This is a genomic window from Bradyrhizobium sp. LB13.1, from assembly GCF_054056815.1.
The window spans coordinates 6,656,446-6,668,340 of the sequence record NZ_JBSRYQ010000001.1 but is presented as its reverse complement, the minus strand read 5'-3'; the positions used below and the strand labels follow the sequence as shown (position 1 = coordinate 6,668,340).

Genomic DNA, 11,895 nt, shown 5'->3' with positions numbered 1-11,895 from the left:
AGCTTATTAGAACCCTTCCGAAGTACAACGGCAAATTTTCGCGCTTCCCCTCTTTCATGGGAGCTCCGCGCGCAAAGCATTAACGGCCGCGCGGGTATGCGGCGGTGCAGCATGTTGCGATGCGTCCGATTGCTTAATTGTGAGCGATGTCGCTCTTCGCGAGATCCCACATGAGGCTGTAGGTGCCGACCGACACAGGAGGCGGGAATGGCGCCGCGGCCGGGCCGGTGAAGCGCTCGGCGATCAAGGCCGAGACCGCGCTGACATGCGTGCCGTCGACCAGCACGAACCAGTCGCGCGCTCCTTCGTTGCGCACCGCCGGAATGTCCGCGGTCGCGCCTGACAATTCGGGTTCGCTCTCGAGCAGATGCATGGAGATGATGCCCTCGCGCTGTTGCGGCGCCAGCTTTTCTTGCAGCGCGTCACGCCATGCCCCGGCATTCTCAGGCGTCGGCCGCAGCCGCACCACGCCGAGCGCAGCCCCACGCCCGGTACCGTTGCTGATGGTGATACGAGCGACAACGCGAAGCATGTCCTTGAAATGCGCCATGTTCCGCCGCGACCATTCGGTTTGATTGGCGAGCCGCGCCCGGTAGGCGGGGCTGTCGAGCACGTCGAGCGTTTCGGTCGAATACAGGGAGAGATATTTGGGATTGGCGGCGTGAGCGACATAGCGCCGCGCCTCGAGGAATCCCTCGATCGCGACGCGCTCTTCCAGATGCTCGCGATCGTACCAGCGGTTGAAATCGGCTTCGTGTGCCGCGTCGATGTTCATCGACGTCAGCAGCATGCCTGTTCCGGCGAGCGGCATTTTGTTGTTGTCCTTCCCATCGACACCCTCATGGTGAGGAGCCACGAAGTGGCGTCTCGAACCATGAAGGCTCGGCTTTCGCATCTCGGGGCCTGCATCCTTCGAGACGCGCTCCTTCGAAGCGCTCCTCAGGATGAGGAGATAGATCTATCGCGCGGCCTTCGAGGCGAGATCCGCGATCGACTTCATGACCGCGTCCCGCACGCCGGCATCATAGAGTGAATGTCCGGCTTCTTCCACGATGCGAATCTCGGAACCCGGCCACACTTTCGCGAGCGCTTGAGATGTCTCAGGAGGACACAGCAGGTCGTAGCGTCCCTGGACGATGATGCCCGGAATGCCATCGAGCTGACCGGCGTTCCGCAGCAACTGGTTCTCGGACATGAAGCTGTCCTGGACGAAATAATGCGCCTCCATGAATGGCGTCGCAGGCAATGTGCGCCACACATTCAGCGAGCCTAGGTCGATCCGCGTCTTTGCCGCCTTGTGCTCGGACAACGCGCGCTCGGTATCATGCCACGCGCGCGATGCTGGGCCGTGCACGGCGGGATCGGCATCGAGGATGCGGCGCCAATAGGCGTCCACCGGCCGGTCGCGCTCCCCGACCGGCAGCACGCTCAAGAAATCCTCGTAGAGCGCGGGATAGAATAGCGACAGGCGCGAGTTGAAGGCCGTCTCCACTTCGGCTCGCGTACCCAAAAACGTCGCGCGTAGCGCGATGCCGGAGACGCGCTCGGGATGCGCCTGCGCATACGCCAGCGCCAGCGTTGCGCCCCAGGAGCCGCCGACCACCATCCAGCGTTCGCAGCCGAATTTTTCGCGGATTTTTTCCATGTCCGCGATCAGGTGCGCCGTGGTGTTGTGCTCGCGCGATCCCTTCGGCCGGCTGCGGCCGCAGCCGCGCTGGTCGAACAGCACGGCATGAAAACGGTCGGGATCGAACAGCCGGCGATGGTCGGGCTGGCAGCCGCTGCCGGGGCCGCCATGCAGATAGACCGCAGGGATTCCGTCAGTGCGGCCGGTGCTCTCGATATAGAGCTCGTGGCCGTCGCCGACGTCGAGCATTTCGGAGGTCAGCGGCGCAAAGGGATCGGTACGTTTGGCGGATGCGGCCGCGTCGGCGTCAGGCACCATTCTCGGATTCCAGAGTGCCGCCGGCGAAATTGCGATAGAGGAAGCGGTTGGTTTCGCCCTCGGCTTCGCGCTCGGCCTGCTTGAAGATGGTCTCGTGCAGCGGCGACAGCGCGCAGGCCGGATCGGTGTTAGCGGCGTCGCCGGTCAGCGCAAAAGCCTGGCAGCGGCAGCCGCCGAAATCGATCTCCCGGAATTCGCACGACTTGCACGGCTCCTTCATCCAGCCGGTGCCGCGATAGCGGTTCGAAGGCGTCCGAGTTCTGCCAGATCCAGGCGATCGAATGGTTGGAGCGCACCGATTCGAAGTCGAGCCCGGTGATGCTCTCGGCGGCGTGGCAGGGCAGCACCTTGCCGGCCGGGGAGATGTTGAAGAATTGCCGGCCCCAGCCGCCCATGCACTTCTTCGGCCGCAGCGCGTAATAGTCGGGGACGACGTAGTCGATCGTCAGCCGGCCCTTGAGCCGCTCGCGCGCTTCCTCGACGGTGCGGGTGCACTCGTCGAGCTGCGCCACCGTCGGCATCAGCGCGGCGCGGTTCTTCAACGCCCAGCCGTAATATTGCACGTTGGCGACCTCGAGCCGGTCGGCGTCGAGATCGATCGACATCTGAATGATATCAGGAAGCTGATGCAGGTTCTGCCGGTGCATCACCGCATTTACGGTGAGCGGCAGGTCCAGCTCGCGCGTCCATTTTGCCACTTCGAGCTTCTTGTGGTGCCCGCCTCTGTAGCCGCCGACGCGATCGGCGAGGGCTTCTTCAACGCCCTGGAAGCTGATCTGCACATGGCAGAGCCCGGCATCGGCCAGCTCGCTTAGCCGCTCGCGTGTCAGCAGCACGGCGGAGGTGATGAGGTTGGTGTAGAGGCCGAGGTCGCTGGCATGCTTGACCAGCTCGACGAGGTCTTTGCGCGCGGTCGGCTCGCCGCCGGAGAAATGCACCTGGAGCACGCCGATCTCGGCGAGCTCGCTCAGAACTTTCTTCCATTCCTCGGTGGTCAGCTCCTTGCCGGAGCGGTCGAGCTCGACCGGGTTGGAGCAATAGGGGCATTGCAGCGGGCAGCGATGGGTGATCTCGAGCAGCACCGCGAGCGGAATGCCGAACGTCTCGGCCGTCGAGCGTTGCTTTTCGAGCACCGCGAGGCTGTCGCTGGCGTCAGCCGGGATGGTGGGATTACCGAGCACATCGCTCATGACGTCTTCTCCCGGGCCTCCGTGAGAAAGCCCTTGTCGGCGAGATCCTGCAGCATGGCGATCACGTCGGTGAGGATCGCATCTCGCGGCGCGGCGTATTTCGCGGCCAGCTGGTCGGAGATGTCGCCGACATTGCGCTCGCCGTCGCAGAGCTGCAAGACCTCGACGGCGATCTCGTCGGGTGCCAGCACCCGTTCCGGCGCCAGGATCACCCAGACTTTTCGCGTTTCGTCATACTTCAGCTTGGCGTGCCGCGGCAGAACCGGCCGGCTCGTCTCGCTGACGCTGATGTTACGCGGCCCGGCCATCGGTTGTTCCCTCAGCTCGCCTTTTGGTGTTCTTGGGGCACGAACGCGCCCGGCGGAATGTGGCCCTCGACATAGGCGTGTTGGAGCGCATCGAGCTGCACCCATAGCACATTGGTCTTGAAGATCAGCGCATTGCAGACCGACGCGCGCTCTTCCGGCGTCCTCGCATGCGCCTTGACATAGTCGAGCGCGAAGCCGGCGTCCCGCGGCGCCTGCGCCAGTCGGCGCTTGAAGTAGCTCATGATGTCAGGATTGACGAAGTCGTAGTGCTCCAGCATGCCGGAGATGCGCTCCTCGTGCAGGTTCGGCGCAAACAATTCGGTGAGCGAGGAGGCGATCGCCTCCAGCGGGCTCTTTTCGCGGCAGTAATGGACATAGGCTTCGACCGCAAAACGCGTCGCCGGCAGGATGCCTTCGGTCGACTCCACATAGATCGTGTCGAGCCCGAGGCCGTCGGTCAGCTTGAGCCAGCGCTCGATGCCGCCCTCAGAGCCGATATCGCCGTCATGGTCCTCGATGCGGTGGCGCCATTCCAGCCGGGTGGCGCGGTCGCGGAAGCGCGAGATCACCACCGCGTCCTTGATCGGGATCGTGCTCTGGTAATAGTACCGGTTGAGCGCCCAGGCCTGCACCTGGCCCTTGTTCAGCTTGCCGCCGTGCAGCAGCTTATGGAACGGATGCAGGCTGTGATAGCGCGTCGCCCCGATATGGCGCAACGTCGCCTCCAGCTCCTCGGCGGAGTTGAGCTTGATGTCCTTGCCGATCGAGAGCGAGGTCATTCCAATCAGTGACGCGGCATTCACAGCACGATCTCCGTTCCGTCAGCGGGTATCTGCCAGCCCGCCGCTTCAGCGGCCTTGCGCTCGGGTGATGCGGGCAGCAGCGCCGGATTCGAGTTATTGATATGCAGAAATATCTTCCTGTCGAGTGTGAGATCGGCGAGCCGCGCAATGGCGCCGTCGTCGCCGGACATCGCGACATGGCCCATGCTCTTGCCGGTCTTATGGCCAAGCCCGGCCCTGATCATCTCGTCGTCCTGCCACACCGTGCCGTCGAAGAACACCAAAGCGGCGCCGTCGATCTCGGCCTTGAGCGCGTCGGTGACCTCGGCGCAGGCGGCGATGAAGTAGAAGCACTTGCCGGTCGATTTGTCGGTGATCTTCAATCCCAGCGTATCGCCGTCGCCGCTCTCGCCGCCCGGATGCGCCTTGCCTTCCAGATACCAGGCCGATTTGCCAGATACCGCGAAGGGCAGCAGCTCTAGTCCTGAGCGCGTCCCGTCCGGCAGCCGCGGCTCGAACGGCTCATCGATGTCGATCGGCTGGCGCCGCACGTTCTTTTCGTTCAGCACGTTGAAGATGCTGTTGGCCTTCAGGATCGCCAGCACCTTCTCATGCGCATAGATCGTGAAAGGCGAGCCCTCGCGCATCGACAGCAGGCCTGCCACCGCGTCCACTTCGCTGTTGGTCAGGATCACGCCTGCGATCGGGGTGTGGCGCAGCGCGCCTGCCTTCGGATGCAGCTGCGGCGTGGCATTCAATTGCTGGCGGAGGTCGGGGGAGGCGTTGATCAGGAACCAGTGCTCGCCGTCGCCGCTGAAGGCGACCGAGGCCTGGGTTCTCTGGAGCTCCTGGCCGTTTTCACGGGCCGCCCGGCAGCCCTCGCAGCCGCAATTCCACTGCGGCACTCCGCCGCCGGCTGCGGCGCCCAGGACGACGACGCGAAGCATGATCCGTCTCCTGGAAGGAACGCTGCGAGGTGGATCTCAGGCCAACACAGTTTCCGTCGTTCGGAAACCTGCCGTGACCGAGAGACCCACCTGCGCTGAACGCAGATCGCCAGCCGCTTACTTGCGGGTGGCGCTCACATACATGTTGATTTCCATGCCACAGGGCACTTCGACGATCTTCGGTGCTTTCCAGGCCATTTCGGCTCTCCATTTCGCGAATTCGGACGTATCCGCCCAGCCCTTAAGTTAGTGCGGGCGGAAAAGTTCGCTAGTGAAATCTTCCCGATAAAGCCATGTTGCGGCGCGAAATATCGGGGTTGGAACACCGCTTTTGATGAGGCAGTCTTGCGCCAAGGGGCATTCGGCCGCGAGCGCTGTCCTGATAAAGCAGTTGTGAGTGCAGTGCAGCTTTCAATCCGGTACAGGCGACCCAATTGGATCTCGGTGATGCCCAAATATTTCTTCAACACCCGCATCGGCAACGAACTGATCGTGGATCCCGAAGGGGAGGTCCTGCGCAATCCCGATCGCGCCTGGGAGGTCGCCCGCCAAATGATCCTTGAGGTCCTGAAATCGGAAGGCACCCAGCCGGCCCTGATGGAAGCTGTCATCGAGGTCACTGACGTCGAAGGCGAGATCGTGCTCGAATTCCCCTTCACCGAGGCGCTCCTCGACATGCCCGACCAGTCCGCCACGCGGCATTGAGCCCCCAGCTCTCTCCCCGTCACAGCAATGACGGAGGTATCCCTGCGAAATCTGCATGACTTTGCCGCGTTCCCGGGGCTAAAAGGGCCCGGTTATACGGAGCAAGCCATGCAAGATCTCTGGCGCCTGTCCGCCGCCGACCTCGTCACCCTCGTCAAAGCCAAAAAGGTTTCCGCCAGGGAAGCCGCCAAGGCCGGCCTCGCCCGGCTCGATGCCGTCAACCCCATCCTCAATGCCGTGATCGATCATCGGCCGGAGGACGTGCTCAGGCAGGCTGATGCCGTCGATGCCGCCATTGCCAGGGGGGAAGACCCCGGCGTGCTGGCCGGCGTGCCCGTCACCATCAAGGCCAATGTCGACCAGGAGGGCTTTGCCACCACCAACGGCCTGAAACTCCAGCGCGACCTGATCGCGCGCGAGGACAACCCGGTGGTCGCCAATTTCCGCAAAGCGGGCGCCATTCTCCTTGGGCGGACCAATTGCCCGGCCTTCTCCTATCGCTGGTTCACCACCAATCTGGTCCATGGCGACACCAAGAACCCGCGCGACGCCTCGCTGACGCCGGGCGGCTCGTCCGGCGGCGCCGGTTCGGCGGTCGCGGCCGGCATCGGCCATATCGCCCACGGCACCGACATTGCCGGCTCGATCCGCTATCCCGCCTATGCCTGCGGCGTGCACGGCCTGCGCCCGACCCTGGGCCGCATTCCCGCCTTCAACCCGGCGCTGCCCGAGCGTCCGATCGGGCCGCAGATCATGGCTGTGTCGGGACCACTGGCGCGCACCGTCAACGATCTCAGAATTTCGCTCGCCCGCGATGTCGGCCCGCGACATCCGCGACCCCTGGTTTGTGCCAGCGCCGCTGGACGGTCCCGCGCGGCCGAAGCGCGCCGCGCTCTGCCTCAACCCTGACGGGCTTGCGACGGCTCCCGAGGTGAAGGCGGCCGTCATCGATTCAGGCAAGCGGCTGGAACGCGCCGGCTGGACCGTCGAAATGATCGAGAACACCCCGCCGATGCGCGAAGCGGTGGAGTGGCAGACAAAACTCTGGCTCGGCGACGGCTACGAGGCGCAGCTCGAGATGGCCGAGCGTGAGGGCGACCCCGGCGCGCTGGCGTGCCTCCGCGGCAACCGCGCCAAGGTCACGCCGATGGACCAGGCGAACTACGCCAAGGCGTTGACCCGCCGCGCCGCGCTGACCCGCGAGTGGATGCTGTTCTTCGAGACATATGCCGTGCTGCTGACCCCGGTGTCGGGCGAGCTGCCGTTCCCGGATCATCTCGACCGCAAGGACGACGAGTCCTTCAATCGCGTCTGGGAAGCGCAACTGCCGCAGATCGCGATTCCCTTCATGGGATTGCCGGGCCTCGCGGTCTCCACCGGTCTCGTCGGCAAGGCGCCGGTCGGCGTGCACATCGTGTCCGGCCGTTATCGCGAGGATCTTTGTCTGCTTGCAGGCGAGGCGATCGAGGCGGGCGGCGTGCCGCCGTCGCCGATCGACCCCGTGGGTTAGCGATGTCTGCGATCTACGACTTCAAGGCCAATTCGCTTGCGGGCGATGAAGTCGCCCTGAAACGTTTCGAAGGGCAGGTGCTCCTGATCGTCAACACTGCGAGCAAATGCGGCTTCACGCCGCAATATCGCGGGCTGGAGGATATTCATCGCGAGCTCTCGCCGCGCGGTTTTTCGGTGCTCGGCTTTCCCTGCAACCAGTTCGGCGCGCAGGAGCCGGGGCCGGCGAGTGAGATCCAGGCGTTCTGCTCGACCCATTACGACGTCACCTTCCCGCTGTTCGAGAAGATCGACGTCAACGGCGCCCATGCGCATCCCTTGTATGAGTACCTGAAACGCCAGCAATCCGGACTGTTGGGCGCCTCCATCAAATGGAATTTCACAAAATTCCTGGTCGATCGCGCCGGCAAGGTGGTTTCGCGCTATGCGCCGACCGCGCGGCCCGAAGGATTGCGGCAGCAAATCGAGATCCTGTTATGAGCGAGACAATCATGAGCGACGAATTTCCGGACCGCCTCTCGGTCAATCCGAACAGCCCCCATTACAACGCGGACATCCTGGCGCGCGACGTCGGTATCCGCTTCAAGGGCGTCGAGAAGACCAATGTCGAGGAATACTGCATCAGCGAAGGCTGGGTCCGCGTCACCGCAGGGAACGCCAAGGACCGCCACGGCAACCCGCTGACCATCAAGGTGCACGGCCCGGTCGAGCCGTATTTCAGGGATAAGAAATAGAACTCGCGGTGCTCTCTCCACTCGTCATTGCGAGCGAAGCGAAGCAATCCAGAATCTTTCCGCAGTGACAACCTGGATTGCTTCGTCGCTTCGCTCCTCGCAATGACGAAAGTAAAAGGTCCCCCATGTCCGTCAGCATCGTCGACGTTCGCGAGATCACGAAACCAATCTCTTCGCCGATCCGCAACGCCTATATCGATTTCACCAAGATGACGACGAGCCTGGTTGCCGTCGTCACCGACGTGGTGCGCGACGGCAAGCGCGTCGTCGGCTACGGCTTCAATTCCAACGGCCGCTACGGGCAGGGCGGCCTGATCCGCGAGCGCTTTGCCTCGCGCATCCTCGAGGCCGATCCGAAATCGCTGCTGAATGCGGCCGGCGACAATCTCGACCCCGACAAGGTCTGGGGCGCAATGATGACCAACGAGAAGCCGGGCGGTCATGGCGAGCGTTCGGTCGCGGTCGGCACCATCGACATGGCGGTGTGGGATGCGGTGGCGAAGATCGCAGGCCAACCGTTGTTCCGCCTGCTGGCCGAGCGTCATGGCGTCAAAGCCAATCCGCGCGTGTTCGTCTACGCCGCCGGCGGCTACTACTATCCCGGCAAGGACCTCTCGATGCTGCGCGGCGAGATGCGCGGCTATCTCGATCGCGGCTACAACGTCGTGAAGATGAAGATCGGCGGCGCGGGAATCGAGGACGATCGCACGCGTATCGAGGCGGTATTGAAGGAAATCGGCAAGGACGCGCAGCTTGCGGTGGACGCCAACGGCCGCTTCGATCTAGAGACCGGGATCGCCTACGCCAAGATGCTGCGCGATTATCCGCTGTTCTGGTACGAGGAGGTCGGCGATCCCCTCGACTACGCACTGCAGGCTGCGCTCGCCGAATTCTATCCGGGGCCGATGGCAACGGGCGAAAACCTGTTCAGCCACCAGGACGCCCGCAATCTGATCCGCTACGGCGGCATGCGGCCCGATCGCGACTGGCTGCAATTCGACTGCGCGCTGTCCTACGGCCTGTGCGAATACCAGCGCACGCTGGAAGTCCTGAAGACCCACGGCTGGTCGCCAAGCCGCTGCATCCCCCACGGCGGCCACCAGATGTCGCTCAACATCGCAGCCGGCTTAGGCCTCGGCGGCAACGAGAGCTATCCCGACCTGTTCCAGCCCTATGGCGGCTTCCCCGACGGCGTCCGCGTCGAGAACGGCCACATCACCATGCCCGACCTGCCGGGCATCGGCTTCGAAGGCAAGTCGGACCTCTACAAGGAAATGAAGGCGCTGGCGGAGTAGCCTGGCGCCGGGGCCGCACACTCCGTCATTGCGAGATGTAGCCTCTTCTCCGTCATTGCGAGCGTAGCGAAGCAATCCAGAATCTTTCGCGGGTGGCAGCCTGGGTTGCTTCGTCGCAAGAGCTCCTCGCGATGATGGCGCTGCGCTGGCCATGACGATATGGCGCGAGCCGTCGCTGCCTACGACAGCCGCATATCCAGCAGCCTTCGTCCTTCGCCCCTCAGCAGTTTCTTCACCGCGCTCGAGGCCACGACCACGCCGTCATTGGCGTAGGCTTCGTGGTTCTTCTCGATGTCGTCGAGGCGGTAGAGGTAGTTGACCATCACGCCGGCCGACTCCCGCACGCCCTTCGGCGAGAGATCGCCGAGCCAGTTGATGCGCTCGAGGCGGGCGCCGTTGCCGAGATGGAAGCGCGCGACGGAGTCGATCAGCTTGCCCTTAGGCGTGCGCGCCTTGAGGAAGTAATACGCCGCGAGCGGTTCGATCACGCCACGCAGCAGCGTTGTCGTCTCGGGGTTCTCGAACCATTTGGAATCATCGAGACGCTTCAGCACTTCGCGGTCCTCGTCCGACAGCGGCAAATCCTTGTCCTGCTTCACCCATGGCATGAAGCCCGGCACCGGCGACAGCGTCACGAAATTGTCGAGCTTCGGCGTTTCCCGGCGCAGCTCCTCCACCACCTGCTTGATCAGGAAGCTGCCGAAGGAGATGCCGCCGAGACCGCGCTGGGTGTTGGAAATCGAGTAGAACACGGCGGTGCGCGCGCGCTCGATCGGGACGGATGTGCGATCGACCGCGAGCAGCGGCGCGATCGCGCCGGGGATGGTCTCGGTCAGCGCGACCTCGACGAAGATCAGCGGCTCGTCGACCATTGCGGGATGGAAGAAGGCGTAGCAGCGGCGGTCGACCGGATCGATGCGGCGGCGCAGATCGTCCCAGTCGCTGATCTCGTGCACGGCCTCGTAACGAATGATCTTTTCGAGGATGTTGGCCGGGGTCGACCAGTCGATCCTGCGCAGCACGAGAAACCCCCTGTTGAACCACGAAGAGAGAAGATGCGAGACGTCGCGATCGAGCGCGGCGAGATCGGTATGTCCGTTCATCATACCGAGCAGATCGGCGCGCATGTTGACGAGATCGCCGGTGCCGCCGGGCGCGCGGTTGAGGCGGCGGATCAGCTCCTGCCGGCGCGGCTCGGAGGCGAAGTGAAGGGCGCTGGCATCCTCGTCGGCCGGCTTGGCACGCCATGTCTCGATCGCCTTGGACAGGCGTTCCCGATCCGGGCCGAAATCACGCACCAGTGCTTCGAAGAAGGTGCGGCGTCCCGTCTCATCCAACTCCTGGTAGGTGTCGAGCACCTCACGCGCCATGGCAGTGCCCGAAGCTTCGCCCCGGCCCGACAGCAGCGCACCGCAGAGCTCGATCAGCCCGTCGGCATCCTGCGTGGTGTCAGCAGAATCCCCGCGACGAAGCAGCGTGCGGCCACGCTCGGAGATGGTGGTGAGCAGGTCGGAGAAGAAGGCGTTTGCCATCTGAGCTTTCGTGTCAGGTTTGTGCGGTGCGGGAAGCTTACACGGGATTTAGGTGGAAGCCGATCACAATCAAGCGCAGGAATGAGGCATGCTTGTCATGCCTTTCCCGCAAATTTCGTCGGCGTCCGCCCCGTCACCTGGCGGAACGCCGCCGAAAACGCAGGCACGCTGGCATAGCCGAGCTGGGTCGCGAGCTGCTTCACCGACACGCTGGCATCCGTCGACAGAAGCTGGATCGCTGCCGCAATTCTTGCGCGCTGGCACCAGCTCTTGAAGCTCAGCTGCGTCTGCGTCGAGAACAGCCGCGACAGCGTGCGCGCGGAGGTTCCGACCTCGCGCGCCAGCGTGTCGATGTCGTGCAGGCCGGTCGGATCATCGAGCACGATCATGGCCGCGCGCCGGCAGCGCGGCTCGTGCGGAAGCGGCACGAAGGTCGCGGAATCCTCGGCCTGGACCAATTCCAGCATCACCAGGCGAACCAGCAGATCGGTCCGCTCCTCGGTATTGCGGACGTCGAACAGCGCGAGGATCGCCTGATTCAGCAGCGGCGACACCCGCACCACGAATTCCTTGGTCAGTCCCTCATGGCGCTGCTCGCGCTTCAGCCAGGACAGGTCGAAATACAGCGTGCGCATCTCGATGTCGGCGAGCAGGTCGATGGCGTGCTCGAGCCTCGCGGGGACCCAGACCGCGCGGTCCGGCGGCACCAGCCAGCGCCCCCCGGGCGTCGTCACCTGCATGGTGCCCTTGGTCGCATAGATCAGCTGCGCCTCGCGGTGCATATGCGGATCGATCCGCATGCCCTTGGGATAGTCGCGCGCAACCAGGTGCACCCCGGCGGTCGAGCGGTGGTTGCCCCGGACCTCCCGGAGGATTGGCGTTTCGACGACAGTCATTGGCAGCATCCCGTAATGCGCCTGACATATAACTCATTTCGGAGCAGGAGAG

At 63.9% G+C, this 11,895-nt stretch carries 12 protein-coding genes and 2 pseudogenes; 5 read left to right on the top strand and 9 right to left on the bottom strand.

Features of this window, described 5'->3' with window-relative positions:
- Positions 1–133: 133 nt before the first annotated feature.
- The 7 genes and pseudogenes from ACVWYI_RS32260 to pqqA all read right to left on the bottom strand — a co-directional run bounded on the left by ACVWYI_RS32260 (position 134) and on the right by pqqA (position 5,370).
- Positions 134–811: a hypothetical protein gene (locus tag ACVWYI_RS32260; protein ID WP_456664182.1), complete on the bottom strand. Its 678-nt coding sequence runs from the start codon at positions 809–811 to the stop codon at positions 134–136.
- 147 nt (positions 812–958) lie between these two features.
- Positions 959–1,945, bottom strand: a complete 987-nt coding sequence (gene pip / locus ACVWYI_RS32255) for a prolyl aminopeptidase (RefSeq protein WP_456664181.1) — start codon at positions 1,943–1,945, stop codon at positions 959–961.
- A pseudogene (gene pqqE, locus ACVWYI_RS32250) lies at positions 1,935–3,135 on the bottom strand (pyrroloquinoline quinone biosynthesis protein PqqE). Before pqqE ends, pip begins: the two are co-directional and overlap by 11 nt.
- Positions 3,132–3,443, bottom strand: coding sequence for a pyrroloquinoline quinone biosynthesis peptide chaperone PqqD (gene pqqD / locus ACVWYI_RS32245; protein ID WP_247339255.1), 312 nt, complete (start codon positions 3,441–3,443; stop codon positions 3,132–3,134). The pseudogene pqqE and the gene pqqD overlap by 4 nt, the downstream one beginning before the upstream one ends.
- An 11-nt stretch (positions 3,444–3,454) precedes the next feature.
- Entirely contained in the window at positions 3,455–4,222 is a 768-nt protein-coding gene (pqqC, locus tag ACVWYI_RS32240; RefSeq protein WP_456664598.1) for a pyrroloquinoline-quinone synthase PqqC, read from the bottom strand.
- A gap of 20 nt (positions 4,223–4,242) precedes the next feature.
- The gene (gene pqqB, locus ACVWYI_RS32235; RefSeq protein WP_456664180.1) at positions 4,243–5,172 is read right to left on the bottom strand and encodes a pyrroloquinoline quinone biosynthesis protein PqqB; all 930 of its coding nucleotides are present in this window, start codon (positions 5,170–5,172) and stop codon (positions 4,243–4,245) included.
- A gap of 117 nt (positions 5,173–5,289) precedes the next feature.
- Complete coding sequence (pqqA, locus tag ACVWYI_RS32230; protein WP_007595659.1) at positions 5,290–5,370, bottom strand: pyrroloquinoline quinone precursor peptide PqqA; 81 nt, start codon at positions 5,368–5,370, stop codon at positions 5,290–5,292.
- Between the two features lie 249 nt (positions 5,371–5,619).
- Here pqqA and ACVWYI_RS32225 point away from each other — a divergent pair, with 249 nt between their 5' ends.
- The 5 genes and pseudogenes from ACVWYI_RS32225 to tarD all read left to right on the top strand — a co-directional run bounded on the left by ACVWYI_RS32225 (position 5,620) and on the right by tarD (position 9,415).
- Positions 5,620–5,877, top strand: coding sequence for a DUF6894 family protein (locus ACVWYI_RS32225; RefSeq protein ID WP_247339247.1), 258 nt, complete (start codon positions 5,620–5,622; stop codon positions 5,875–5,877).
- Between the two features lie 108 nt (positions 5,878–5,985).
- Positions 5,986–7,387 (top strand): annotated as a pseudogene (locus tag ACVWYI_RS32220) (amidase family protein).
- Positions 7,388–7,389: 2 nt separating this feature from the next.
- On the top strand, positions 7,390–7,866 hold the full coding sequence (locus tag ACVWYI_RS32215; protein WP_456648750.1) for a glutathione peroxidase: 477 nt from the start codon (positions 7,390–7,392) through the stop codon (positions 7,864–7,866).
- Positions 7,863–8,120 (top strand): DUF3297 family protein, encoded by a 258-nt coding sequence (locus ACVWYI_RS32210; RefSeq protein WP_247442757.1) that lies wholly within the window; start codon positions 7,863–7,865, stop codon positions 8,118–8,120. Before ACVWYI_RS32215 ends, ACVWYI_RS32210 begins: the two co-directional genes overlap by 4 nt.
- A gap of 125 nt (positions 8,121–8,245) precedes the next feature.
- The gene (gene tarD, locus ACVWYI_RS32205; RefSeq protein ID WP_456648751.1) at positions 8,246–9,415 is read left to right on the top strand and encodes a D(-)-tartrate dehydratase; all 1,170 of its coding nucleotides are present in this window, start codon (positions 8,246–8,248) and stop codon (positions 9,413–9,415) included.
- Between the two features lie 179 nt (positions 9,416–9,594).
- Here the strand turns inward: tarD and ACVWYI_RS32200 are convergent, their stop codons facing one another.
- Together ACVWYI_RS32200 and ACVWYI_RS32195 are read right to left on the bottom strand one after the other, a co-directional pair.
- The gene (locus tag ACVWYI_RS32200) at positions 9,595–10,947 is read right to left on the bottom strand and encodes a malonyl-CoA decarboxylase (protein ID WP_456664179.1); all 1,353 of its coding nucleotides are present in this window, start codon (positions 10,945–10,947) and stop codon (positions 9,595–9,597) included.
- Positions 10,948–11,042: 95 nt separating this feature from the next.
- Positions 11,043–11,843, bottom strand: a complete 801-nt coding sequence (locus ACVWYI_RS32195; protein WP_456664178.1) for an AraC family transcriptional regulator — start codon at positions 11,841–11,843, stop codon at positions 11,043–11,045.
- Positions 11,844–11,895 lie beyond the last annotated feature (52 nt).

Bases quoted from the DNA above. Each gene is read 5' to 3' on its own strand.
- pqqD (WP_247339255.1), bottom strand. From the start codon at position 3,443: ATGGCCGGGCCGCGTAACATCAGCGTCAGCGAGACGAGCCGGCCGGTT.
- ACVWYI_RS32225 (WP_247339247.1), top strand. From the start codon at position 5,620: ATGCCCAAATATTTCTTCAACACCCGCATCGGCAACGAACTGATCGTG.
- pqqC (WP_456664598.1), bottom strand. From the start codon at position 4,222: ATGACCTCGCTCTCGATCGGCAAGGACATCAAGCTCAACTCCGCCGAG.
- tarD (WP_456648751.1), top strand. From the start codon at position 8,246: ATGTCCGTCAGCATCGTCGACGTTCGCGAGATCACGAAACCAATCTCT.
- pip (WP_456664181.1), bottom strand. From the start codon at position 1,945: ATGGTGCCTGACGCCGACGCGGCCGCATCCGCCAAACGTACCGATCCC.
- ACVWYI_RS32210 (WP_247442757.1), top strand. From the start codon at position 7,863: ATGAGCGAGACAATCATGAGCGACGAATTTCCGGACCGCCTCTCGGTC.
- pqqA (WP_007595659.1), bottom strand. From the start codon at position 5,370: ATGGCCTGGAAAGCACCGAAGATCGTCGAAGTGCCCTGTGGCATGGAA.
- ACVWYI_RS32200 (WP_456664179.1), bottom strand. From the start codon at position 10,947: ATGGCAAACGCCTTCTTCTCCGACCTGCTCACCACCATCTCCGAGCGT.
- ACVWYI_RS32260 (WP_456664182.1), bottom strand. From the start codon at position 811: ATGCCGCTCGCCGGAACAGGCATGCTGCTGACGTCGATGAACATCGAC.
- ACVWYI_RS32195 (WP_456664178.1), bottom strand. From the start codon at position 11,843: ATGACTGTCGTCGAAACGCCAATCCTCCGGGAGGTCCGGGGCAACCAC.
- ACVWYI_RS32215 (WP_456648750.1), top strand. From the start codon at position 7,390: ATGTCTGCGATCTACGACTTCAAGGCCAATTCGCTTGCGGGCGATGAA.
- pqqB (WP_456664180.1), bottom strand. From the start codon at position 5,172: ATGCTTCGCGTCGTCGTCCTGGGCGCCGCAGCCGGCGGCGGAGTGCCG.